Source organism: Mesorhizobium sp. WSM4847, from assembly GCF_055811335.1.
Genome location: NZ_JBVVPY010000004.1, coordinates 56898 through 78447 on the forward strand (window position 1 = coordinate 56898; position 21550 = coordinate 78447).

Here is a 21550-nt window from a genome sequence, read left to right on the forward strand (position 1 = left end):
ATATTCCTTCTGAGGAGATCGACTTCAACCTGTCGCAGGCCGCGAAAACTATTTTTCAGCTGCCTGCACCCTTCACCTCCCCCGCACCCACGGCAAATTGCGCCGCCAACCTTCGCAGCCGAACGGCGATCGGCATGCCCATATGCCAAACCGCCGCCGGATCGCTGAGCGCCGTCCACACCGCCTTGAGTGGGGATCGCGCCTTGATGTGCTGGACCAGAGAAAGGAACGACGCCGCCTTGCGCAGGCTGCGCGTGCGCCGTGCGAAAGCGGCTGCGGCCTTTGCGTCCATCGAATGGGCTCTGGCGAAAACGAGGTCGGCCTTACGCATCGACTCGACGTGATGAAGTTCGAGCACGCGGGAAATGGAGCCGGTCCGGATATGGTAGACATAGCCGGTCGTCGGCTCGACCACGCACTTGCCGCCCTTGGCCAGAGCACTGGCCAGCAGGATGTAGTCCTCGCCGATGATCAGGCTTTCGTCATAGCGAAGCCCGTTTTCGTTCAGAAACCGGCGCTGGAAGATCGGTTTGAGATAGCCGAGATTGAACCTGGATTCGAAGACCACATTGCCGGCAATATAGTCCGCCAGCGAGATTTCACTCAAACCCTCGAGATAGTCGGCCGGGAACATCGTCTCTTCGGCAACACCGTCCTCGCGAACCACCTGGAGATTGTCGACTGCGATCGCGGCGCCCGCTTTCTCGGCGCGGTCAATCATGGTGCAGATCCGCCCGGGATAGACCGCGTCGTCGGAATCGAGGACCGCCACCCACCTGCCGCGGGCAAGCTCAAGGCCGACATTCCTGGCGCCGCCTGGACCGCGGTTTTGCTCAAGTGCGACGACGCGGACGATGTCTTCGGGGTAGGATCGCGCCAGGTCGAGCGTCCGGTCGCGCGACTGGTCGTCGACGACGATCACCTCCACGCTGACATCGCGCTGGGCGATGGCGCTGGCGATCGCCCGCTCGATGGTCAGCTCCGAATTGTAGGCGGCAATGACAAAGGTGACGTCAGGCTGCACGCTTGCCCCCTTCCTGCGGCGAGGGCAGGCCGTATTGGCGGATTTCACGCACGCCGACAAGACCGCTCACGACGCCGACATGCATGATGCCGCGAAGCACGCTGCGGTTCCTGCGCACGGGACTGATGGCGACCGGGATTGCCGATGCGAAACAAAAAACCGCCTTTGCCGAGGCGAGGCCGACTTGCCTGACCAACGCGAGGCCATGCGCGTCGCGCCCCAGCAGGTGCCCATGCGTCTGCCCGACGCGGAACCGGCGGCGACGGAGCCAGTCGAAAGCCGCCCTGGCGCGCGGCACCACTTCATCGACCCAGGCCTGCGGCGAAAAGGCGATGCGACCGCCGGCCTTGACCATATGGTCGAAGAATTCGGTGTCCTCGCCACCGGTCTGACCACGCGCCAGGCTGAATCGCCGGCCGCGGAGGCTGTCGGCGCCCATCCTGAGCAGGACGTTGCAGGTGTAGCCGGTGCGGATCTCGCCGCCCACCCAAACGGGCAAGGTGGAGTGAAAATCGCCGCGGCGCATCCAGTTGGGCGCATCCGGCCGATAGCGCGCCCGCACTGGCCCGAGCACGGCGGCAGCGCCACTCAAGTCCGCCGTCGCAACCAGTTCGACAAGCCATCTCGAGGATGCCGTTTCGTCATCGTCGAGGAAGGCGACGAAATCCGCCGTACTGGCGTCGAGGCAGGCATTGCGGGCGATTGAGATGTTGCGTGCCGGGCAATGACGATAGCTGATCGGCAGCTTCAGCGTCTCCGCCAGCGTTGCCACCAGCAGTTCGGCCGTTGGCCCGTCATCATTGTCGGCGACGATGACGCGGATGTCGAATCCCGAAGGCACGTCCAGGGCGGCTACCGAGCGAAGCGTGTCGGCAAGCTCCGGCCGCCTAAACGTGCAGACGCAGACGTCGACGCTGCGGTTTTTTTCGGCCACACCCATCACGCCACCCTTCTACGTTGCAATCGCGGTCCAAGCAGTTGCAGCCAGAAACCGACGGACCAGCCGAAATGCATGACCATCGCCGAAATCCCGGCAAGGGCGCTGTCCGGATTGCGCTGGCTGATCGCAATCCACACGCCATAACCGAGACAAACCGACGCCCACACCAGAATCGGCATGACTGCCAGCCAATGCACGAAGAAAAAGGCAGAGAGAAGGACGACAGGGAACACCAGGAGCGGCACCATCTGCCGGACCTTCGGTATCATGCGGTGCTTGAGAACGTTCTTTGCCCGGCCGCGGCCATAGCCGAGATACTGGAAATAGAGGCCGGCGAGCGACGAGCGCGGGTAATAGATCATTTGCGTCTTGCCGCTCATCCAGATCCGGTAGCCGGCCTTGCGCAGCCGGTAGTCGAGCTCCGCATCCTCGTTGTGGCTGAACGTCTCGTCATAGCCGCCCACCGCCTTGAACGCCGAAATCCGCATCAGCGCATGGTGACCGTGGTCGACCCACTCTCCCGCCGAGAGATGCCGGTGCTTGGAGCCGCCCGTGCCGAGCTTGGAATTCTGTGCAGCCGCAACCGCGTTCTGCACTGTGCCGCTGCCGCTGGTCAGCATCGAGACGACGACCGAATCGGCGCCGGTGGCCAGCGCCTCTTCGATTAGTCGGTCGCAATAATCCGGTGGGTAGCCGCCATGCGCATCGATGCGAATGAAATATTCAGCCCCATCGCCGTACCTGGCGATGGCGAGATTGATCGCCGCGCTCTGGAGGCGCTTTTCATTGTCAAGAAGGATGATCCTCGGATCCTTCCCGGCGATCTCCTCGACGATCGCCCTGGTGCCGTCCGTGCTACCGCCATCGGCAACGATGATCCGGGCGCCGAGCCTTTCGGCGGCCGGTCGAAGCTCGTGAACAAGCGCACCGATGTGAGCCGCTTCGTTCAGGCACGGAATCACGATCAGGTTGGACGGAAGAATTTTGGTCTGCATCATCGGCCCATGTCCATCCATAACCATCCTAAGCCAGTGCCTTGGCAGCATATGAATCGGGCACGGCCGTCAACCCGCGAAGCTTTTCGACAAGCGCCCGGCAATCGCTGCGATCGTGGCTCCAGGTTCGCGGATTGCGGGCAAGAACACGCGCCCGCAATTTCCCGAAACGATGCTCCTCCAATTCGCCCAAGGCGGCTTCGAGTGCCTCGGGCGTGGCTTGAGGCAAAAGGACACCGATTCCCTGCTGGTCGAGGAACCGGCCGGTTTCGGTGTGGCCCATCGAGATCGGCACGGCGCCGAAGCGGCAGCCCTCGTAGAGGCGGTTGGGCAGCAGCCATTCGGAATTCAGCCCCTGCTCGAAAAAATCGATGGCCCAGGAAAAATGGACCTCACGGTAGATCGTAGCCATATCCTCGGGATTCCGGTAGGGGCCGCCAAACGCGAGCCAGGGCTCGGATTCAACGAAACTGTGAAAATCCGGAAATTCGGAAAGCGCCGGACGGCCTCTGAGGATGATTTCGAAGCGACCCTCGAGCCGTCGGGAAAATTCGGCCAGAAGCTCCAGGGAGCGGCGGCATCGGAGTGCGCCGAACCAGCCGATCCGCCAAGGCGGAGGGATGGGGCCCTCCGCCGCTATGCGATCATCCAGCGAAACCGCGGCAAGCTCGAAATATTTGTTTTCGAGCAGTTCGACCGGCGCAGCAATCTGCCCGAATGGCTTGAAATAATTGGCGATGAAGGCCGGCGAACTGGTGACCAGGAGCTTTACATCCCTGGCCAGATAGCGTTCCGCGCCGCGCATGGCCCTGCCCAGAAGGTCGTCGCGAAGCATCAGACGATGGATGTCGAGACACTCATAGACGATCGGCACCGTTGCCTGGAACGCCGATCTGGCACGCCGGGCAAGCGCCAGCATTTCCAGATTGCGTGCGACGATAAGGTCGGGTCTTGGCATCGACCCTAGTTTCGAACCGATCGAGACCGCTGCCTTTGTGACTGCTGCCAGACGCTGGGCGAATCGGCCGTCGCGCGTCGCGCCAAGATCGATCGGCCGCAAGCCCTCGACATCGGCGATCGGGCTTACAGTCCGACGGAAGCCCGCCAGTGTGACCTGGGCGCCGCCTGCCTTGAGCATTATGATCCGCCGGCGCACTGCCGGGTCGGAGACGTCGTGTACCAAGTACAAGACATGCAGCATGAAAAACTCGACCGCTGTTGGCCCACCCGAAAGAATCCTAGTACAGCTCGTGCTGCATCGCAACATTTTTGTACAGCTCGTGCTGCATCGCAACATTTTTGGTGCAGCGTAGCAGGGATCGACGTTTTTGTGTCGACGTTTTTTGTTGCGCTGCAAAATTATTGCCGTAGTTTGATGGCAGCATCGGGCATGGGTCGGGACTCCGGGACCGGCACGAAATCAGGGACCCTGAATTTGCAAGCCAATGCATTCGACCCGCCAGAGGGCTCTCTCCGCAGATCGGTCGGACGCGGCGCTATCATTACGGCTTTGGCGCAATCGGTGCGGGTTGCGACGCAGATCGTCTCCGTCATCGTGCTGTCGCGCTTGCTCTCGCCGCAGGACTTCGGCGTCGTGGCGATGTGCGCGCCCGTGCTGGCTTTCATCGCGCTGTTCCAGGATTTCGGCCTGACCCAGGCGACGGTTCAGAAAAGCGAAATCAAGCATGAGGAGGTCAATTACCTCTTCTGGGTCAATGTCGCGGTTAGCGCATTGCTCGCCTGCGTGCTTGCCGGCGCGGCGCCTCTGGTCGCCGCCTTCTATGGCGAACCGCGGGTGTCTGGTCTGGTGGCAGCACTCGGGCTGCAGATCATAGCCTATGGGCTGGGCGCCCAGCATCTGGCGCTGCTGACACGCCGAATGCAGTTCGCCCGTTTGGCCATCATCGACGTCGCAAGTGCCATTGCCGGCCTTGCCGTATCGATTGCCTGGACTTTCATCGACCGTTCCTACTGGGCGCTTTTTGCCGGCACCCTGACAGCAGCCGTACTGCCCACGCTTTGCTACTGGGCAAACTCGCGATGGCGCCCCAGCCTGCCGCGCAAGGTCAACGGCATTAGCGAGCTGATCAATTTCGGCGCCGGCATCACCGGGTTCAACTTCGCCAACTTCTTTGCCCGAAATCTCGACAATGTGCTGATCGGAAAATACTGGGGCGAAGCGCAGCTTGGACTCTATGACCGCGCCTACAAGCTGCTTCTGTTTCCGTTGAGCCAGATCACCAACCCGCTGTCGAAGGTCATGGTGCCGGCTCTTTCCAGGCTGAAGGACGAGCCGGATCGCTACCGCAGCGCTTACCTTCGCGTCATGCCGCTGATATTGCTGGTCGCACTTCCAGGTGTTGCCTTCGCCATCGCCATGGCCGACGTGCTGATACCGTTCGTGCTCGGCGAGCAGTGGCGGCAGAGTTCCAGCATCTTCCTGGCGCTCGGTTTTGCCGGGCTGCTGCAGCCGCTCAACAACCCGGCGGGATGGCTTTTCATCAGCCAGGGCCGCTCGGGCGATTTCATGCGCTGGGGCATCATAACAGCCTTGACGTCGGTGCTGGCCTTCCTGATCGGCCTGCCCTATGGCGCGCTGGGCGTGGCGATCGCCTATGCGGTCAGCGAGTATCTCAGAACGCCTTTTCTGTGGCTGTATATCGGAAAGACCGGGCCGCTGCGGGCAAGCCATATGCTTCGCGCGGCAACGCCCTTCGTGCTTGGCGCGCATCTGGCGCTTGCCGCGATCTGGTTCGCCAAGCCGTTGCTGCCGCAACAGCACATCTTCGCGATGGCGAGCGCGGTGGCGCTGTCCTACATGATCACGGTCATGACCGCGCTGGCGTTTGCTTCCGGCCGCGAGGCGTTGCGGGAGGCCCTAAGACTGTTGCCGGCACGGGCGCCTAAGGCAGCGCCAAGCGAGGCAAAGTAACTTGCACGGACATCCATACGAGGACCAGGTCTGATCCCATGCACTACCGATCGATCTCCGACATGAATGACGCGATTGTCAGGAACCTTCACCGGTTGCCGCGCGACATCGACCTGGTGGTCGGGGTCCCGCGAAGCGGCATTCTCGCCGCCACCCTGCTCAGCCTGACGGCGAACATTCCGATGACCGACCTGGACAGTTTCCTGGCCGGAAAGATCTATTCTTCGGGCGTCACCAAACGCCGCGCCGCGCTCGACCGCCAGGCGACCGATATGCGCAAGGTCCTGGTGATCGACGACAGCGTCAGCGGCGGCGCTGCCATGAGAGAGGCGCGCAGCCGGGTAGAGGCCGCCGGCATCAAGGCGGACTTCACCTTTGCCGCGGTGTTCGGCCTGCTGCCCCAACACGAGGAAACCGACATCGTCCTCGAGGTCGTGCCGCATCCAAGGATGTTCCAATGGAACTTCATGCACCACAAATTCCTCGCGCAAAGCTGCGTCGACATTGACGGCGTGCTTTGCCTGGACCCGACCGAAGCAGAAAACGACGACGGCCCCGCCTATGAGAAATTCCTGGGCGAAGCGCTGCCTCTGTTTGGCCCGACCCGCAAGATCGGCTGGCTCGTCACCAGCCGGCTCGAGAAATACCGCGCGCTTACCGAAGCATGGCTGGCAAAGCACGGCATAGAATACGACAAGCTGATCATGCTTGACCTGCCGAGCAAGGCAGAACGGCAACGGCTTGGCGTGCATGGCAGTTTCAAAGCCGATTTCTACCGCAAATCCGATGCCATCCTGTTCATCGAAAGCGAGCACCAGCAGGCCCTCAAGATCGCCGAGCTTTCCGGCAAGCCGGTGCTGTGCGTTGAAACGCATCTGGTAATTTATCCCGACACGCTGTCACTTCCGGCACTTGGACAGGCGGCGCGCAACCTTCCGGGCAGGTTAAGGCAGATCAGTTCGCCTGACGGGCGCAAGACGGCAATCAAGACCGTCGCGCGCACGCTGCTTGGCGAACGCGGTTACGAGACGCTCAAAAGCCGGGTCAAACGACCGGCTTGAACCCGGTTTCGGGACTTAAAGCGCGTCACGCGACGCGCGCTTTAATTTTTTTTATGCGGTCGTTGTCGCAAAACCGCTACGCACTCCCGGGTCAGGCCCGAGCGCATGCTTTTGGGCGACATGCGTTAGGCGGCTTGCCGCGAAGGCTGTTGTGTCGCCCTCTCCAGCATCGAGAAGAAGGTCGCGAATTGACCCGCCGGATCGAGTTCCGGGCGCTCGGAGAATGCACGCGCCGCCGCTGAAAGCCGCCCATATTCCAGGCTGTCGGTCCACAGACGCCTGACCACTGCCACCCAGTCGGCGAGTGGGGCATCGTAATCCAGCACCACGCCACCGGAGCCGATCGCTTCGGGCAGGCCGCCACGACGCGAGCCGACGACTGGAATGCCGCTGCAATGGGCTTCCGACGCCACCCGACCCCAGGCCTCTTCCCATTTGCTGGGAGCCAGCAGGATTTTCGTGCGGCCGTAGACCGTCTTCATGTCGTTGGTCCGGCTCTCCAGGGTGACGTTGCCGAGCGGCGCGATCGTCTGCTCGATCCGGGCCCGATGATCATCGTCAAGCTTCCAGCTTTCGACGAACAGGAACGGGATTTCAGAGCAGGCGGCGGCGATGCGCACCGCAAGCTCGAAACCTTTTTCCTCATAGGGGTTGATCAGCGTGACAAACTCGCCTGTCGTCGGCGTGCGGTAGAGCGCGGGATTGATGGTCGGCGGTATAACCGTCGAATCGATATCGAATTTTGCCTTGTAGGTGCGCGCCGTGAACTCGGAATTGGCTATGTAGAGCGCCGAATGCAGCTCGCGCAGATCGCCGCCCAATTCGTGGAACTCGACATTCCTGAGATAGACGACCAGCGGCACGCCTTCGGCCTGCAGCGCCTTGCCGATCGGAACCGACTTGTGGCACTGGACCACGGCGACATCCGGCCTCAGCTTTTCGACGGCGAAACCCGCCGCCTCCCAGGGAAACCAGGCGCGCACGACCGGATAGCCCGGAAAGCTGTCGATGACAGCGCGCTGCCTCAAAAGCTTCATCTTGGCGCGCGCCTTGTAGCCGAAGACGCCCTGGCCGAACAGGGCGGCGAGCACCGAAGCCTCATGCCCGTGCTCGCGCAACTGTTCGGCAAGGTGATGGGTGCTGGACTGGACACCGCCGCTGAACTGGGGCGTGTAACCGTTACCGCCTGCAAAAAGCACTTTCATGGTTTCGGCTCCTTGTCGCATTCTCAAGTTTACGGGCAATGACGCACGGCTTATTTACGGATGCTGGCTTGCGACCCGCTTCAAGCATCCTGCTGCGTCTCCAAATTGGCGAACGGATTGGTACACGGCTGCCATCCGGTGAACCGGACCGGGTCGGCTGGCGAACTGCGCCGGGCGTAGTCGGTCAGCATATGGAACTCGGCAATGACCCAGCGGTCGAAATGCCTCAGGTCCTGTTTTTTCTGTTCGGGCAGAAACCGGCGTGCGGCGCCCAATTTCAGCGCCTCAAGCACAGTGACAGCATCGCCCAGCTTTGTGTTTGGAAATATCCAGGGGTTCCGCTTCTGGAATTCCAGGACGAACTGCTGCAAATGTTCGATGCGCATGTTCAGCCTGCCGAAATATCTTTCGAGCGTGACGCGCACCAGGTCTTCGTCCGAAAGCGAGGAAACGGTGGCGTAGGCGATGCCGGTCGAAGCAACTCCGCCAGCCATGATGGCCAGTGCCGCGCGTCGCGAAACCTTGCTCATCCGGCCATTTCCTTTCCTGCTATCCGGCTCGCCGCCCGCAGGGAGAGGGCTGCCGCCGTCAGGCTCGGGTTGGCGCAGGAACAGCTTGGATATGTGCTTGAGCCGACGACAACCAGGTTCCTGAGCTGATGGTGGATCATGTCCCGATCGACCACCGAATCCGCCGGGCTCGAGCCCATCCGCAACGTGCCCTGGACATGCGACTCGGTGCGTCGGATGCCGCGATCGAAGATTTCTTCGACCGGCAGCGGCGCCAGAAGCGCCGCCAATTTCTCCTTTGCCCGCGCCATGCCCTTGACCGCATAGTCGGATGCTCCCGCGAAACTGACGAAGGCGTTTTCATCCTCGTCGAGAATCACGAGATTTTCCGGGTCGAGCAGGTCTTCGGTAACAATGATGATGGGAAGCGTCTGACGGACACGTCCCTTCTCAGGGCGCATCCCGTGCTGCCAGCGGTTTTCGAAATAGACCAGCGCCGCCGCATGGTCCGATCTGTGAGCGCCGTCATAAAGGCCGAAATTCAAGCCGGTGGTGATGGTGCTTCCGTCGAAATTATCGACACCGTCGAGATAGGCTTCGAAATTCCATCCGTAGGATTCGTGCAGGCCGCGCCCGACGAATTCGCCCGACAGGCCGGACCGCAACATGATCGCCGGGCTCTGGATGGCATTGGCGCCCAGTATGAAAAGATCGCCGCTGACCGAATATTCCTTGCCCTCATGCACGAATGCGACCGAACGGACCGAACCGCCGATATGGTCGAGCCGGCGCACTTCAGCGCCAAGGCAGACCGAAACGTCGGGATGCTCGAAGACGTGCATCAGGCCATTGTTGGCGGTGAATTTGGCATCGACCGGGCATAATCCGCACCGCAAGTTGGCGCAGCAAGAAGACCGTTGCGCGGTCGGCACGCGCGCGCGGGCTGTCGGCATGACAAAATGCTGGTCCGGCTGCGCCGCTTTCATCATCCGGTCCGGCGTCGACATGTGATGCGGTGGCTGGGGAAATGGCCTGGAACGCGGCATCATCGCCGCCATGTCGGGGTCGCCTGAAATCGACATGACGTCCTCTGCATCGCAGTAAAACGGCTCGAGCTCGTCATAGCTGATCGGCCAGTCGTTACCGACGCCGTAGAGGCTTTTCAGCCTGAAGTCGTTCGGGTGAAAGCGCGGCGTCTGGGCGAACCAGCAATTCGTTCCGCCACCCAATCCGATGGTGTAATTCCACGGCTTGTCAGAGTTGGTCTTGTAGGTGGTCTTGTCCTCGATGTCGGTGTTGACGTTCTGCTCGAGCTGCCATTCATGCGTGTTGTGCCCGCCCCATTCCAGAACCAGAATGCGTGCCTTTCGCTGCTTGGCGAACGCATGCAGGAAGAAGGCCGAACCGAAACCGGAACCGACTGCGACAAGATCGAAATGCTCGTTGCCGATCTGTTCCGGCCTGATGCCCAGCACCATCAGAGAAGACCCCTTGTTGACACGAGCGCGTTCATCGAAGCCTTCGCGATCGTCCTTGATGTCCTGGCCACCGGCCTGTCCCGCCTGATCTCACGCCGCCATCCTGCCGATCGAGTGATATTCGATGCCGTAGCGAGCGATGACCTTGGGGTCGTAGAGGTTTCGACCGTCGAAGATGATCGGCGTGGACAGCGCATCCTTGATCGCGTCGAACGACGGTGCCTTAAAATTCTTCCACTCGGTGGCGATCATGAGCGCATCGGCGCCACGCAGCGCTGCCTCCTTGGTCCCGCACAAGAGCAGATCCTCGCGCAGTCCGTAGACGGCCTGGCATTCCTGCATCGCCTCGGGATCGTAAGCCTGCACTTTGGCGCCGGCCTTCCAGAGCGCTTCCATCAAGACCCGAGCCGGTGCCTCACGCATGTCGTCGGTATTGGGCTTGAACGCCAGGCCCCACAGCGCAAAAGTCTTGCCCTTCAGATTGCCGTTGAAACAGCGGTTCACCTTATCGAACAGGACCGATTTCTGTTCGTTGTTGCGTTCCTCGACGGCGCGCAGCAGCTTGGCATCGAATTTGACGCCTTCGGCGGTCTTGATCAGGGCGCGCACGTCCTTGGGGAAGCACGAGCCGCCATAACCGAGGCCCGGATAGATGAAGTGGTAGCCAATGCGCGGATCGCTGCCGATGCCCTTGCGGACCTCCTCGATGTCGGCGCCGAGTTCCTCGGCCAGATTGGCCATTTCGTTCATGAAGCTGATCTTGGTCGCCAGCATGCAATTGGCCGCGTATTTGGTGAACTCGGCGCTGCGCACATCCATCACGATCATCTTCTCGTGGTTGCGGTTGAATGGAGCGTAAAGCTCACGCATCACCGCCTCGGTGTCCTCGCTGCCGGTGCCGACGATAATGCGGTCGGGCTTCATGCAGTCGGCCACCGCGGAGCCTTCCTTGAGGAATTCCGGATTGGAGGCGACGTCGAAAGTAAGATCCTCGCGGCCCCGCGCCTTCAGCGTCACGGCGATCCTGGCCTTAATCTTTTCGCAGGTGCCGACCGGCACGGTCGACTTGCCGACGACGATCTTGGGCGCATCCATCTCCCGGCCGATGGCCTCGGCAACCGCCAGCACATATTTGAGGTCGGCCGAACCATCCTCGCCCGGAGGCGTGCCTACAGCGATCATCTGGATCTGGCCATGCTTGACGGCGGCCGCGGCGTCGGTGGTGAACTTGATGCGGCCGGCCGCATGGTTCTCCTTGACGAGGTTTTCGAGCCCGGGCTCGAAAATCGGAATGAGGCCCTGATTGAGCCGCTCCACCTTTTTCACGTCGATGTCGACGCATAATACCTGATGGCCGACTTCGGCAAGCACCGCCGCTTGCACCAGACCGACATAGCCGATTCCAAAGACCGTCAAATTCATTTGATTTCATTCCTGTTCAAGACTTCGGAGCGCTTTCGGCCCGGCCGGTTCAGATTGGTCTTTATTTAATGCTGCATGCCAGCGATTCCGGAAACTGGCATGGCTGGCCGAGCGCCGTGAATGCGATGCGATCCACTTGCAAGGTAAGCTTGCGACCCGGATCCGAAAACGGCCCCAGCCATTCCTTCATCGTGTCGCTGCCCCAGAGGCTAAAAAATATCTTTTGCGCATGGCTGGGCAGCTTTGCCGGATCGGTGATCGTGTTCACCAGCTCGCCATTGACGTACCAGCGCAGCCGGTCCTTCTCCCAGACGAAGGCGTAATCGTTAAAAGCCTTGTCGGTGCCGCCAGCTACATCCACCACTTTCTCGTTATTGCCCTTGCCGGCGATGTAGGCGTTGACCTGCACTTTGGAGGTGTCCTTGGTCAGCACCTCGAAGTCGATTTCATCCCACGGCTGCTTATCGGTGGGGCCGATGTAGGTGAAGAAGGAGGCGTTGATGCCAGAGCCCGAATCGGTTTTCATCCGCGCCTCATAGGTGCCATAGCCGAAGCGCTGCTTGGATTGGACCTCGCCGCAGGCAAAGTCGCGATCCTTCACTTTCTGCTTTTCGAAACCGAGCGTCAGCATGCCATTGGAAAGCTTGACCTGCTTTTTGGACCAGATGCAGTTCTGATACTTGCCGTTCGCCCAGCCGTCGGCAATGTACCAACGCGCCCGGTCGAAGCTGGTGAAATCATCGACGAACGATGGCGCAGTCGGGATGTCCTGCGAACGGGAAGGGGTCGGGCCCGCAACCAGGCTGCCGAGTGCGACCAGCAGAAACGCTCCGCCCGAACATAGCTGCCTCAGTTTCCCTTGCCTCATCATGTGCGTGAACGGCCGGTCGCCGGTTGCTCGGGTGGACGTGCTTTTCGAATCCGCGTTCATACCAAACTCACCTTGTGCTGTGCGCCCCCCCAACCCAAATCGATGTTCAAAACCATGACGAAACGAGCTGATCTTGACCTTCTGCCGGTAGCTTCCCCGGTTGCCTGCTTCTTGCCCAGTCGCGCCACCCAGGCTCTTTGAAATTTCACCCCGCGCCGGCGGCCGGGTTGGCGAAATCGGCCTTGTTGGTCGAGCCAGGTTGGGCGCTTTCGTCGAAGATAGCATCCAGCGAATGCCGGAGACCCTTCATCAATTCGTTCTGGCGGGCGAGCGCCGCGATGCGCCGCTCGTAATTCAGGATCGACTTCGTCAGTTCGCTGACCTCGGAGGATCTACTGGAGGAGGCCGCGCCATTTTCGATCGCCTCGACCAGGAAGGCGGCGTTGGTGGCCTTTGTCCGGTAGCGATTCTCAAGCCCGTTTTTCTCCGCCTCGATCTCGGCTGCGATCTGGTCAAGCAGCTTTGCCAGGCGGTCAAGGCGCGAGATATCGGTCTGCCTGTCTCGAGCCGGATCCCTTGATCTGAAGCCAAATATGGAGGCCATGCGCTCAGTTTCCTGTCATAGCCGGCCTAAGCTGTCCCTTGTGCCCGGCCGGGCCAAAAAAGTTCTTGTCGCATCGTCCAGCTCCTCTCACAGGCGGACATTTTCGGCCGATTCAAACAGCCAATCAAAATTGCTGCACCGCAACATACATGCCATTCCCAAAGCGAGTAGGCAACCACCTAGTGCGGCGAATCGGAAATTCGCATCGTTTTGAGGCAGGGTAAGGACCTGTTGACATGATCGGTGTGGCGCGCGGGCGGACCAGCTCAAGCCTCGCCGACCGGGCTGGTTGCGGCCATGAGAAAGCGCCGCGACGGCACAGGCTGTTTCGAGCCAAAGCCGGCGCGGCGAAACAGCGCATCCAGCTTGTCGGCGGCCACGCCGCGAACGATGGGGATGAGATTGGATTGGCTGGCCAGGGCGTAGGCCGCAGCCGCTGTCAGCCCTCTCTCGTTCTTCACGTCGAGGAAGTTTCGCAACCGATATTTGTCGCGCACCTGCCGTTCGTGCTTTCTGAGCACGGCCTTGGAGCCTTCCGGCAAACTGTCGATCGCCAGCAGCGCCAGATCCGCGTCGGCCAGACGCTTGAGATCCTGCGTCCTGTGCTGGCCGCTCAGCGAATCCGCGCGAACGATCGCTCCGTAGCCGCAGGACCTGATGACTTTGAAGCGCGCCCCGCAAGCAACTGCGCGCGCGTAGAGTTCATAGTCTTCGCCCAGCCGCAGGTTTTCGTCATAGCGCAGCCCATGCCGGTCCAGAAAAGCGCGGCTGATCACCGGCTTGAGGAAACCCAACTCACCTCTCTGCACACGACGACTGGAGATGTTGCCTTCGATGAAGCGCTCGAAATCGAGAAATTCCGGATCGGCCGCAAACCGCGGAGCGGTGATTTTCGAAACGTCAGTCGCCGCATCGTCCCTGATCATCATGATGTTGTCGGCAGCGAAATCCCAATCGGCGCTGGCGAACAACTCGCGAAATCTGCCCTCGAGAAAAAAATCGTCGGCGTCCAGAATGCTGATGAACGGCGATTTGGAGCTGGCGATCGCGGCGTTGCGGGCCAAGGAAGGACCGCCGTTGACGTCGAGCCGGATGACGGAAAGCCTGCCGCTGCCATCGTCGGCCGCCCGAACGACTTTCGCGGTATCGTCAGTGGAGGCGTCATCGACGACGACGACTTCGGCCACCTCCGGCTCGCGCAAGGCCGATGCGATGGCAACCGCAATTGTCCGCGCCGCGTTGCGAGCAGCAATGATCACGCAGACTTCCGGTTCTGTCATCAATTCGCCTCTCGACTGCACAGGTAGCTCCGAATTTTCTCCCCCAATGCAGCTCTCGTTCTCACTGACTGCCCGGCTGTACGAAACATCAGCCGGCGCTTATGCTGCGAGTGCGAAGCATCGTTAAAATCACTCGCTCCGTCCAGTCTTTCCTTTCGGGGTCGTCATGGCGCAAATCGACGGGCGGTGAAATGCCAGCGGATAGGCGGGCCGCTTCGCACACCGTCCCTGCGCATTCTGGATGGGGTCAGCGCACTCGAATCGCTGATCACCAGGTCGATCGACAGGGTTTAGGCAGTGGTGGCCGAGTCAGAGGATCCGAGGCTGAAGGGGAAATCACAAGTCGGTTGCCCAGGATGCTGTCGCGCGAGCAGTGCGCCAGCGACCCGGCCGACGCTACCTGCCGTCAGGTCAGTGGAGGCTTCTCCTGGCACTGAACTTCTCGCCATCGGCCGCTTCGGTCGAACTCAGCCTTCGTTCGACGTCGCGAATCTTGTCAGCCGACGTCGGGGTATTTCTGGCAACCATGGCGAAAACGAGCAGAAAGTAGCCCAATTGAATGACAATGGCGCAGGCTATAGCGCGAAGTAGCGTTGCGCCTAGCGAAGCGCCGTCGAGATAAGACCAGGCGACCACGATCGCCAGCGCGAAAATCATGCCGATAATGAATTTTGGTAGCGACATACCCGACAGCCCGTCAACCTGCTCGGGCAAAAATCGATGATTGACCATCCCGAGCCTCCCTTCGCCATGCGAGCTTGTTGAGGCCACCCGCTTTTTTTTGGCCGGTTGCTTCCAGCCTTCCCACGCTGTCCATACTCTGACAGAAACAATTTGCAACTCTATTAAGGTGTGCAATAGCGGGCAAGGCCAGCCGCAAATTATTTTGCATAAGTTCGGGGGATCGACTCTGCCATGTTGCGACGCACACCCCAGTATCACGACCAATCACCCGGTCTGGACTCACTTCAGTAAGAACAACAATATTAACCCAGTATTTTACTATAACAGCGCGCTATATTTTACAAAGCTACAGCCCGATATTTCTCAAGCACGCGGCACAAAGAGCGATGCGCCCAAAATCAGCCTCAAAAAGGCACTAAATTTTTCAAGGGTGCCCATAATTTGTCACGAACGCGCCATAAAAGGCCAAAATTTGCGCAGGATCGGTTTATTATTTAACCAATGCATGACGCGATTATTTCAGGCGCTCAACGAATTGTGTGTTGCGATGCAGCATTTTTTTGATATCGTGCGGCAAACCATCCGTTCAACGTATGGAGTTTACGCATGAGGGACGTAGCCAAGCCGGCCGACGCGAATTTTCCGCAGGCCGGTATCGACTTTCCACCAATCGGCGGTCTGCTTAAACGCAGCTTCGATATCGCCGGTTCACTGATTGGCCTGGTTGCTCTCAGTCCGCTGTTTGTGATGGTCGCGCTGCTTGTCAAGTTTTCCGACGGCGGCCCGATTTTCTACGGTCACAGCCGGATCGGGCGGGGAGGACGGATTTTCCCGTGCCTCAAGTTTCGGACTATGGTACAGAATGGCGAACAGGTGCTGGCGGCATACCTTGCCGCCAACCCGGAGGCCAAGGCCGAATGGATAGCCACCCGCAAGCTCAAGAACGATCCACGCGTCACGCGTGTCGGGGCCGTGCTGAGGAAGCTCAGCCTCGATGAACTGCCGCAGATCATCAATATCCTTCAGGGTGACATGAGCCTTGTCGGTCCTCGCCCGGTGGTGCGCGACGAGCTCGAAATCTATGGCAGTTCGGCCGTCTATTACCTGAAATCGCGCCCTGGCCTGACCGGGCTCTGGCAGGTCAGCGGCCGCAATGACGTTTCCTATGACAGCCGCGTCGCATTCGATCGCCACTATGTCGAGAACTGGTCGCTGTTCGAGGACATTCGCATTATCATCAAGACCGTGCCTGCCGTCTGGATGTCGCGGGGCTGCTATTGACGGGCCGGGAGCCGGTTGTGTGCGGAGGAGTGACTGTCCAGACGGCAAGCATTCTTGCAGCAAGCTTCATCGGGCCGGGCTAAAGCGAATCGGAAAACGTACAGTTGAAAACAAACATCTTCGACATCTCCTGGGCCGGCACGGTTAGCAATCGCATGCGACGGATGCGGCTTATGACCACTTGCCTCGCGCTGGCGCTCGCCGTTCCCCAACTCGCCGCGGCCGACGAGTACCGGCTTGGATCCCAGGACAAGCTGACCATCCGCGTGGCCGAATGGCAGACCGTTGAAGGCACGTTCCGCGACTGGACGGCCGTCAACGGAGAATACACGGTCGGCCCGTCTGGAATATTGTCCGTGCCGTTCGCCGGCGAAATGCCGGCATCCGGCAAGACCACATCCGAGATCGCGGCAGCGATCAGCCAGGCGCTCCAGCGCAAGCTCGCTCTGGCCGACCGGCCGGAAGCCTCCGTCGAAATGGCGCAGTACAGGCCGTTCTACATTTCCGGGGAGGTCCAGACGCCGGGCCAGTATCCCTACGTGCCCGGCCTGACCGTCCTGAGGGCGATGAGCATCGCCGGCGGCGTCCGGCGGGCCCCCGAAGGACAGCGGTACGCCCGCGACATAATCAACGCCAAGGGCGAGTTTGACGTTCTCCAGGACCAACGGGTCCGACTGATCGTTCGGCGCGCGCGCATCGAAGCGCAGATTGCCGACAAGCCGACATTCGACGTGCCGAAGGAGGTGGCCGAGGATCCGAAGCTGGCAAGCATCGTTGCCGACGAGATGGCGATCCTGACGGCCGATCAAAAGAATCTCAAACTGCGCCTTCAGGCGCTCTACGAATTGAAGAAGCTATTGCAGAGCGAGATCGATTCGCTGCAGAAAAAGATCGTCAACCAGCAGCGGCAGGTCGACCTGGCAAAGGAACAGCTCAGCGGCATCGGTTCGCTTGCGCAAAAGGGCCTTGTCGTCAACACTCGGGTTCTGACTTCACAGCAAACGATCGCCGACCTGGAAGGAAAAATCCTGGATTACGAAACGGCTATCCTCACCGCCAGGCAGTCGATCAGCAAGGCCGACCAGGACGCCATCGACCTGGAGAACACCCAGAATGCGGATCTCGCCACCGGCCGGCAACAGGCAGAAGCCGATCTCAGCGAAACAATGCTCAAGATGAACATGCACACCGGCCTGATGGCCGAAGCCATGTCGGGGAGCCCGGCGCTACAACGCTATCGCGACGGCGAAGAGCCAACGATGTCGTTTGGCCTGGTTCGGGTTGTCGACGGCAAGACCAGCGAAATCGCTGCCAGCGAAGATACGCCCGTGCTGCCTGGGGACGTGATCAAGGTGAAGCTGGTGCCAATGGCAAGCCAGTAGGCATTGGAGCGATCGGCCGATCCGACCGCGCCGTACAGATTCGATCTGCAAGGAGTTCGACCCGGACGAGTTCGACCTTGAACTCGTCGACACTGTGCTCGCCGCCCCGACAAGCTGGCCTACCGCCAACTCGGGACGTGAGTAATTGCAGCGCAAGGAGATGTTGTGCTTTAGTTGCAACTTAAATCCGAGGAGGACTTCGTCATGCACAGTGAAAGGGACGAAATCGTCAGTCGAGAAAGAGAATTTCACAATCTCAGATTCAGTCAGGAGGAGGATCCAAGAGGAAGCCTGGACAAGTGGTATCGAACAATTCGTCACGGCGCTGAACGTCAAGACGAGCAGATAAAACGGCTTTCGAAAAACGCAGACGTGCTCGAGTACGGTTGCTCCGATGGGGGGTGGTCTCTGCATTCCCTGCACCTGCCCGATCTTTGCCGATCTCTGACGGGGATCGATATTTCGGATGTAGCAGTAAACAAGGCGAACGAACGGGCGAGCACGCTTGGAAGCACGAACGCTACATTCCTGGCGATGAATGCGGAAGCCATGTCGTTCGAGGACAACAAGTTCGACCTGGTGTATGGACGCGGGATCATCCATCACCTGGACCTGGACCGGTGTTTTTCCGATGTGGTCCGTGTCCTGAAGCCGAACGGCGTGGCGTCCTTCTACGAGCCGATGGGACACAATCCGCTCCTGAATGCCTACAGAAATCGGACACCCCTCATCCGCACCGCTGATGAACATCCCTTGCTAATTTCGGACTTCGCTTTGGCCCGCCGCTATTTCAGCAATGTCCAGGTGGACTATTTCGGCCTGTGCTCCGTAGGAAGCGCGCTGATGCCGCGAACCATCTCGGAGACCGTCTACAAAGTTGGCAAAGCTGTCGATTCAGTACTTTTGACGCTTCCCTTTGTGAAGCGGTTCGCATGGTATGCGCTCCTGACCCTCAGGGCCTGATCAATAGGCAGCAAACCCAACTCGGGCGAGTCTCGCCTGCTGCCTGTGAGATGAAATGATTGCTTGGCCTTGGCGTTGTCAGGCGGCGTTTTTGTGCGCGGCACCAAAAATCTAGGTAATATTTTAGCCCTTTGCTTAGCGCCCCGCGGTTTCTGGTTCCGCGAGGTCGGCCGCGGTCCATCTGGGACGGGCGACATGCACCCTGACCAGCCTGAAGTAGCTGTAATACAGGAGGAAGGAGCCCATGATGTAGGGGTTGAAGGTGTCGATCTCAACGAAGGACCGGATGAGCAGAAGCACCATCACGCCGCCAAGAATCACCGACTCGGCTTGCCATGTCCTGAATATCAGGGCCGATATATGGCCCCATAGCGTGCGCACGATGATCAGCGAAATCATCGTCGCCCCGACATAACCTAGCTCGACGAGGGCTTCGATATAGGTGTTGTGGAAGTGGAAGCCGCTTCGGGTGGTGATGTAGAATTCGTTCCAAAGCCGCTCGGCCTCGGCGAACCCCTGCACCCAATAGGCCGCGTAGCCGACGCCGAGGACTGGCGCCTGCTGCGCCGCTTCCCAGCCCTGCTCCCAGAGATAGGTCCGTCCGGTGAGCGTGGAATCCTTTCCGAAGGCGCCAAGGACGAAATCCAGAAGTCCTGCAAAGGCAACCGCGGTGACCACGACCAGCCCGCATGCGCCGACCACGAAAATCACCCGTCGGTAGCGGAGTGGAAGCTTCTTGGCCATGGCAAGCAGAGCCACCAGAGCGAGAACTGCCGGTATCGAAGCCGTCGAGGTGGCGGAATGCGCCATGATCAGAAGATAGGCCGATAGGACGAAGATGGGCGCCGTCAGGATAAAGCTTATCCGGCCGCGCCTGAGAAAGACCAGGAAGACAATGCAAAAATAGATGCCAAGGGAGGCGACAAAGCCGAGCTGGTTCTTGGAGCTGAATGCGCCGACGAAATTGTACGTCCCGTCGAGCATATCATAGGAATATCCCCCGACCTTGAGCGAATAGAGCAGGACGACAAAAATCCCGATCAGTGAGCCTATCGTCAACGTCCGGACGCTGACGGTGCGCGCGGCGATGTAGGCGCAGGCGATATGGGAGCAATACTGGATTGACGTCCTCAACGTGATGCCGGGGGCATCCGACCAGAACACCGAGAGGCAGACATAGAATGCAAACGCCAACGGCAGCCACGCGCTGGAGGCATGTCGCAACAGCCGCCGGTAGTCTACCAGAACCAGGGGAAGCCAGACCGCATAATAGGCCAGGATCAGGATCGGGCCGAAAACCGAGGAGTAGGAGAACGCCCAAATGGAGATGGCAACAGCAAATGCGCCGTAGACCGTGCTCTTCTCCGGGTCGACCAATAGAGATTTTGGAATCTTCATCTCGGTAGCGAATTCCCGTCCATGCAGTTCAATGCCGATTCGCCGCCGCGCCATGCGCGAACGCTTCTATTGTGCAGTGCAATATAACCCATCCCCCACAGCCTGTCACCCAAATGAGGCAAAAACAGCCATAAGGCGCCCCGAGACGGCGGTAAAAGGCCACGACAGGCGGTGCGGCAAGAACCCGAGCATCCCGGCGCAGGGCTGGGGCATCGCTCTCGACGCCGTCAAAAACCATCGCCGCCGCATTTAATGAGACGGTCGGCATGACCGCCGCGCGGAACTGTTTTTGCAGTTGCTTTCAGCACCGGACCGAAAAATAGCAGCCGGCATTCGTTGCATCCGTTGCAATGAATGAGGCCCTCCGCGTACGCTATCTCGGGGACAACCAGACGATGGCCACACCAACAATTGGCAGACGCTGGTCGTCCCCGATCTGTTGGGTTGGAGCAAACGGATGGACAAACCTCGAATCTTCCTGGGCTCGTCGGGGAAGCAGAAAAAACTGCTGCAGGCGCTGACACGCGGTCTTGAAGACATCGCGCATGTGGAACCCTGGACGACGTCCTTCAATCCGGGGACAACCACACTGGGGCGCCTCCTCGAGCTTACGCGTGAAGTCGACTTCGCCGCTTTCGTCTTCGCCCAGGACGACTGGACCAGTGTAAGCCTGCCAGCATCATCTGCTCCTGTATCCGCTCAGGCTTCTCCGCGAGACAATGTCGTCTTCGAAGCCGGCCTTTTCGGCGGAGTCCTTGGAATGCGCCGAACGTTTATCCTTCATGCCAACGGTTCCAAGCTTCCAAGCGATCTCCTGGGCCTGACGTCCGTGAGGTATGGCGAAGCGACGACCGCCGCGGAGATGAGAGCAGTCAACCAAAAGCTACGAAAAGCTGTTGAAAATGAAGGCCGCGTCGCCCGAATAGAGGGCCTTTGGTGGCAGTTTTCCCTGTCGGAGCGGACCGTAAAGGAACCGTCCGCCGTGAGCCTCCTGCGTATCTCGCGAGACCGCGATGGCGCGTTGGAGTTGGCCGGCCGCTCATGGCAAGAGAATGGCAGTCTGTCAGCCAGATACTGGAGCGAGGCGGTAAAGGAGAGAAAGGAGCCTGCCGGCATCTTCTACTTTTGGAATGGAGAACGGCCCTTGGATGCGAACGCGTCGCAGTTGTACGGGACGGGGGAGATCCGGCTGGAGTCCGCCGATCGCGCGTCCGGGTACTTTACCACACGCGCCGACACGCAGCCAAAACTGAACGCGCGCACCTCAGGCGTCTACTTGCGCGCCGAACCGGAGGACTTGAGCATCCTGGACGGGCGCGACAACCAGCGACGAGTGGAGTTGATCGCGGAGCGGCTGAGCCATTGGAAGTCGATCAAGAACGTTTGAACGGCGCCCATGGGAGTCGCTCGGACGGGCATGGCGCCTCGCCGCGACCGCAGCTCAGTATCTTATGGAGAGGAAACAGCCAAGAGCGGCTCTCAACCGCCTGCTTCTGGCCCGCCATGAACCTGTTCGAGGCT

19 protein-coding genes are annotated in these 21550 nt (G+C 60.0%); 6 read left to right on the forward strand and 13 right to left on the reverse strand.

Going from position 1 to position 21550, the window contains the following annotated elements; translation table 11 throughout:
- Positions 1-55: 55 nt before the first annotated feature.
- Genes AC0L28_RS06665 through AC0L28_RS06680 form a run of 4 tightly spaced genes read right to left on the reverse strand, consistent with a single transcriptional unit; the run spans position 56 to position 4160 of the window.
- Entirely contained in the window at positions 56-1024 is a 969-nt protein-coding gene (locus tag AC0L28_RS06665; protein WP_091592817.1) for a glycosyltransferase family 2 protein, read from the reverse strand.
- Positions 1014-1964 carry a glycosyltransferase family 2 protein gene (locus tag AC0L28_RS06670; protein ID WP_023796736.1) on the reverse strand — a complete coding sequence of 317 codons (951 nt, stop codon included), beginning with the start codon at positions 1962-1964 and terminating at the stop codon, positions 1014-1016. Before AC0L28_RS06670 ends, AC0L28_RS06665 begins: the two co-directional genes overlap by 11 nt.
- On the reverse strand, positions 1964-2962 hold the full coding sequence (locus AC0L28_RS06675; RefSeq protein ID WP_287283112.1) for a glycosyltransferase family 2 protein: 999 nt from the start codon (positions 2960-2962) through the stop codon (positions 1964-1966). The genes AC0L28_RS06670 and AC0L28_RS06675 overlap by 1 nt, the downstream gene beginning before the upstream one ends.
- A 25-nt stretch (positions 2963-2987) precedes the next feature.
- Positions 2988-4160 (reverse strand): glycosyltransferase family protein, encoded by a 1173-nt coding sequence (locus tag AC0L28_RS06680; protein ID WP_128168342.1) that lies wholly within the window; start codon positions 4158-4160, stop codon positions 2988-2990.
- A gap of 234 nt (positions 4161-4394) precedes the next feature.
- Between AC0L28_RS06680 and AC0L28_RS06685 the strand changes: the two genes are divergently transcribed.
- Positions 4395-5891, forward strand: a complete 1497-nt coding sequence (locus AC0L28_RS06685; RefSeq protein WP_128168343.1) for a lipopolysaccharide biosynthesis protein — start codon at positions 4395-4397, stop codon at positions 5889-5891.
- Between the two features lie 38 nt (positions 5892-5929).
- Complete coding sequence (locus AC0L28_RS06690) at positions 5930-6952, forward strand: phosphoribosyltransferase family protein (protein WP_023796740.1); 1023 nt, start codon at positions 5930-5932, stop codon at positions 6950-6952.
- 125 nt (positions 6953-7077) lie between these two features.
- Here AC0L28_RS06690 and AC0L28_RS06695 read toward each other — a convergent pair whose 3' ends face one another.
- The 8 genes from AC0L28_RS06695 to AC0L28_RS06730 all read right to left on the reverse strand — a co-directional run bounded on the left by AC0L28_RS06695 (position 7078) and on the right by AC0L28_RS06730 (position 15053).
- Positions 7078-8157, reverse strand: coding sequence for a glycosyltransferase (locus AC0L28_RS06695; protein ID WP_023796741.1), 1080 nt, complete (start codon positions 8155-8157; stop codon positions 7078-7080).
- 80 nt (positions 8158-8237) lie between these two features.
- Entirely contained in the window at positions 8238-8687 is a 450-nt protein-coding gene (locus AC0L28_RS06700) for a hypothetical protein (RefSeq protein ID WP_473476328.1), read from the reverse strand.
- Complete coding sequence (locus AC0L28_RS06705; RefSeq protein WP_023796743.1) at positions 8684-10144, reverse strand: GMC oxidoreductase; 1461 nt, start codon at positions 10142-10144, stop codon at positions 8684-8686. Before AC0L28_RS06705 ends, AC0L28_RS06700 begins: the two co-directional genes overlap by 4 nt.
- A 90-nt stretch (positions 10145-10234) precedes the next feature.
- Entirely contained in the window at positions 10235-11566 is a 1332-nt protein-coding gene (locus AC0L28_RS06710) for a UDP-glucose dehydrogenase family protein (RefSeq protein WP_023796744.1), read from the reverse strand.
- 61 nt (positions 11567-11627) lie between these two features.
- A complete protein-coding gene (gene exoK / locus AC0L28_RS06715) occupies positions 11628-12497 on the reverse strand; it encodes an endo-1,3-1,4-beta-glycanase ExoK (RefSeq protein ID WP_023796745.1) in 870 nt (289 codons plus the stop codon).
- A gap of 145 nt (positions 12498-12642) precedes the next feature.
- Positions 12643-13041 carry a hypothetical protein gene (locus AC0L28_RS06720; protein ID WP_473476332.1) on the reverse strand — a complete coding sequence of 133 codons (399 nt, stop codon included), beginning with the start codon at positions 13039-13041 and terminating at the stop codon, positions 12643-12645.
- Between the two features lie 266 nt (positions 13042-13307).
- Positions 13308-14321 carry a glycosyltransferase family 2 protein gene (locus AC0L28_RS06725; protein WP_128244486.1) on the reverse strand — a complete coding sequence of 338 codons (1014 nt, stop codon included), beginning with the start codon at positions 14319-14321 and terminating at the stop codon, positions 13308-13310.
- 411 nt (positions 14322-14732) lie between these two features.
- Complete coding sequence (locus tag AC0L28_RS06730) at positions 14733-15053, reverse strand: exopolysaccharide production repressor exox (RefSeq protein ID WP_245277567.1); 321 nt, start codon at positions 15051-15053, stop codon at positions 14733-14735.
- Between the two features lie 558 nt (positions 15054-15611).
- Between AC0L28_RS06730 and AC0L28_RS06735 the strand changes: the two genes are divergently transcribed.
- The 3 genes from AC0L28_RS06735 to AC0L28_RS06745 all read left to right on the forward strand — a co-directional run bounded on the left by AC0L28_RS06735 (position 15612) and on the right by AC0L28_RS06745 (position 18631).
- A complete protein-coding gene (locus AC0L28_RS06735) occupies positions 15612-16286 on the forward strand; it encodes a sugar transferase (protein WP_023796749.1) in 675 nt (224 codons plus the stop codon).
- Positions 16287-16459: 173 nt separating this feature from the next.
- A complete protein-coding gene (locus AC0L28_RS06740; protein ID WP_473476681.1) occupies positions 16460-17668 on the forward strand; it encodes a polysaccharide biosynthesis/export family protein in 1209 nt (402 codons plus the stop codon).
- A gap of 204 nt (positions 17669-17872) precedes the next feature.
- A complete protein-coding gene (locus AC0L28_RS06745) occupies positions 17873-18631 on the forward strand; it encodes a class I SAM-dependent methyltransferase (RefSeq protein WP_077376849.1) in 759 nt (252 codons plus the stop codon).
- A gap of 135 nt (positions 18632-18766) precedes the next feature.
- Here the strand turns inward: AC0L28_RS06745 and AC0L28_RS06750 are convergent, their stop codons facing one another.
- Positions 18767-20029 carry an O-antigen ligase family protein gene (locus AC0L28_RS06750; RefSeq protein ID WP_128168407.1) on the reverse strand — a complete coding sequence of 421 codons (1263 nt, stop codon included), beginning with the start codon at positions 20027-20029 and terminating at the stop codon, positions 18767-18769.
- A gap of 457 nt (positions 20030-20486) precedes the next feature.
- On the opposite strand from AC0L28_RS06750, the gene AC0L28_RS06755 reads away from it, so the two are divergent.
- A complete protein-coding gene (locus AC0L28_RS06755; protein ID WP_473476336.1) occupies positions 20487-21416 on the forward strand; it encodes a TIR domain-containing protein in 930 nt (309 codons plus the stop codon).
- The last annotated feature ends 134 nt before the right edge of the window (positions 21417-21550 follow it).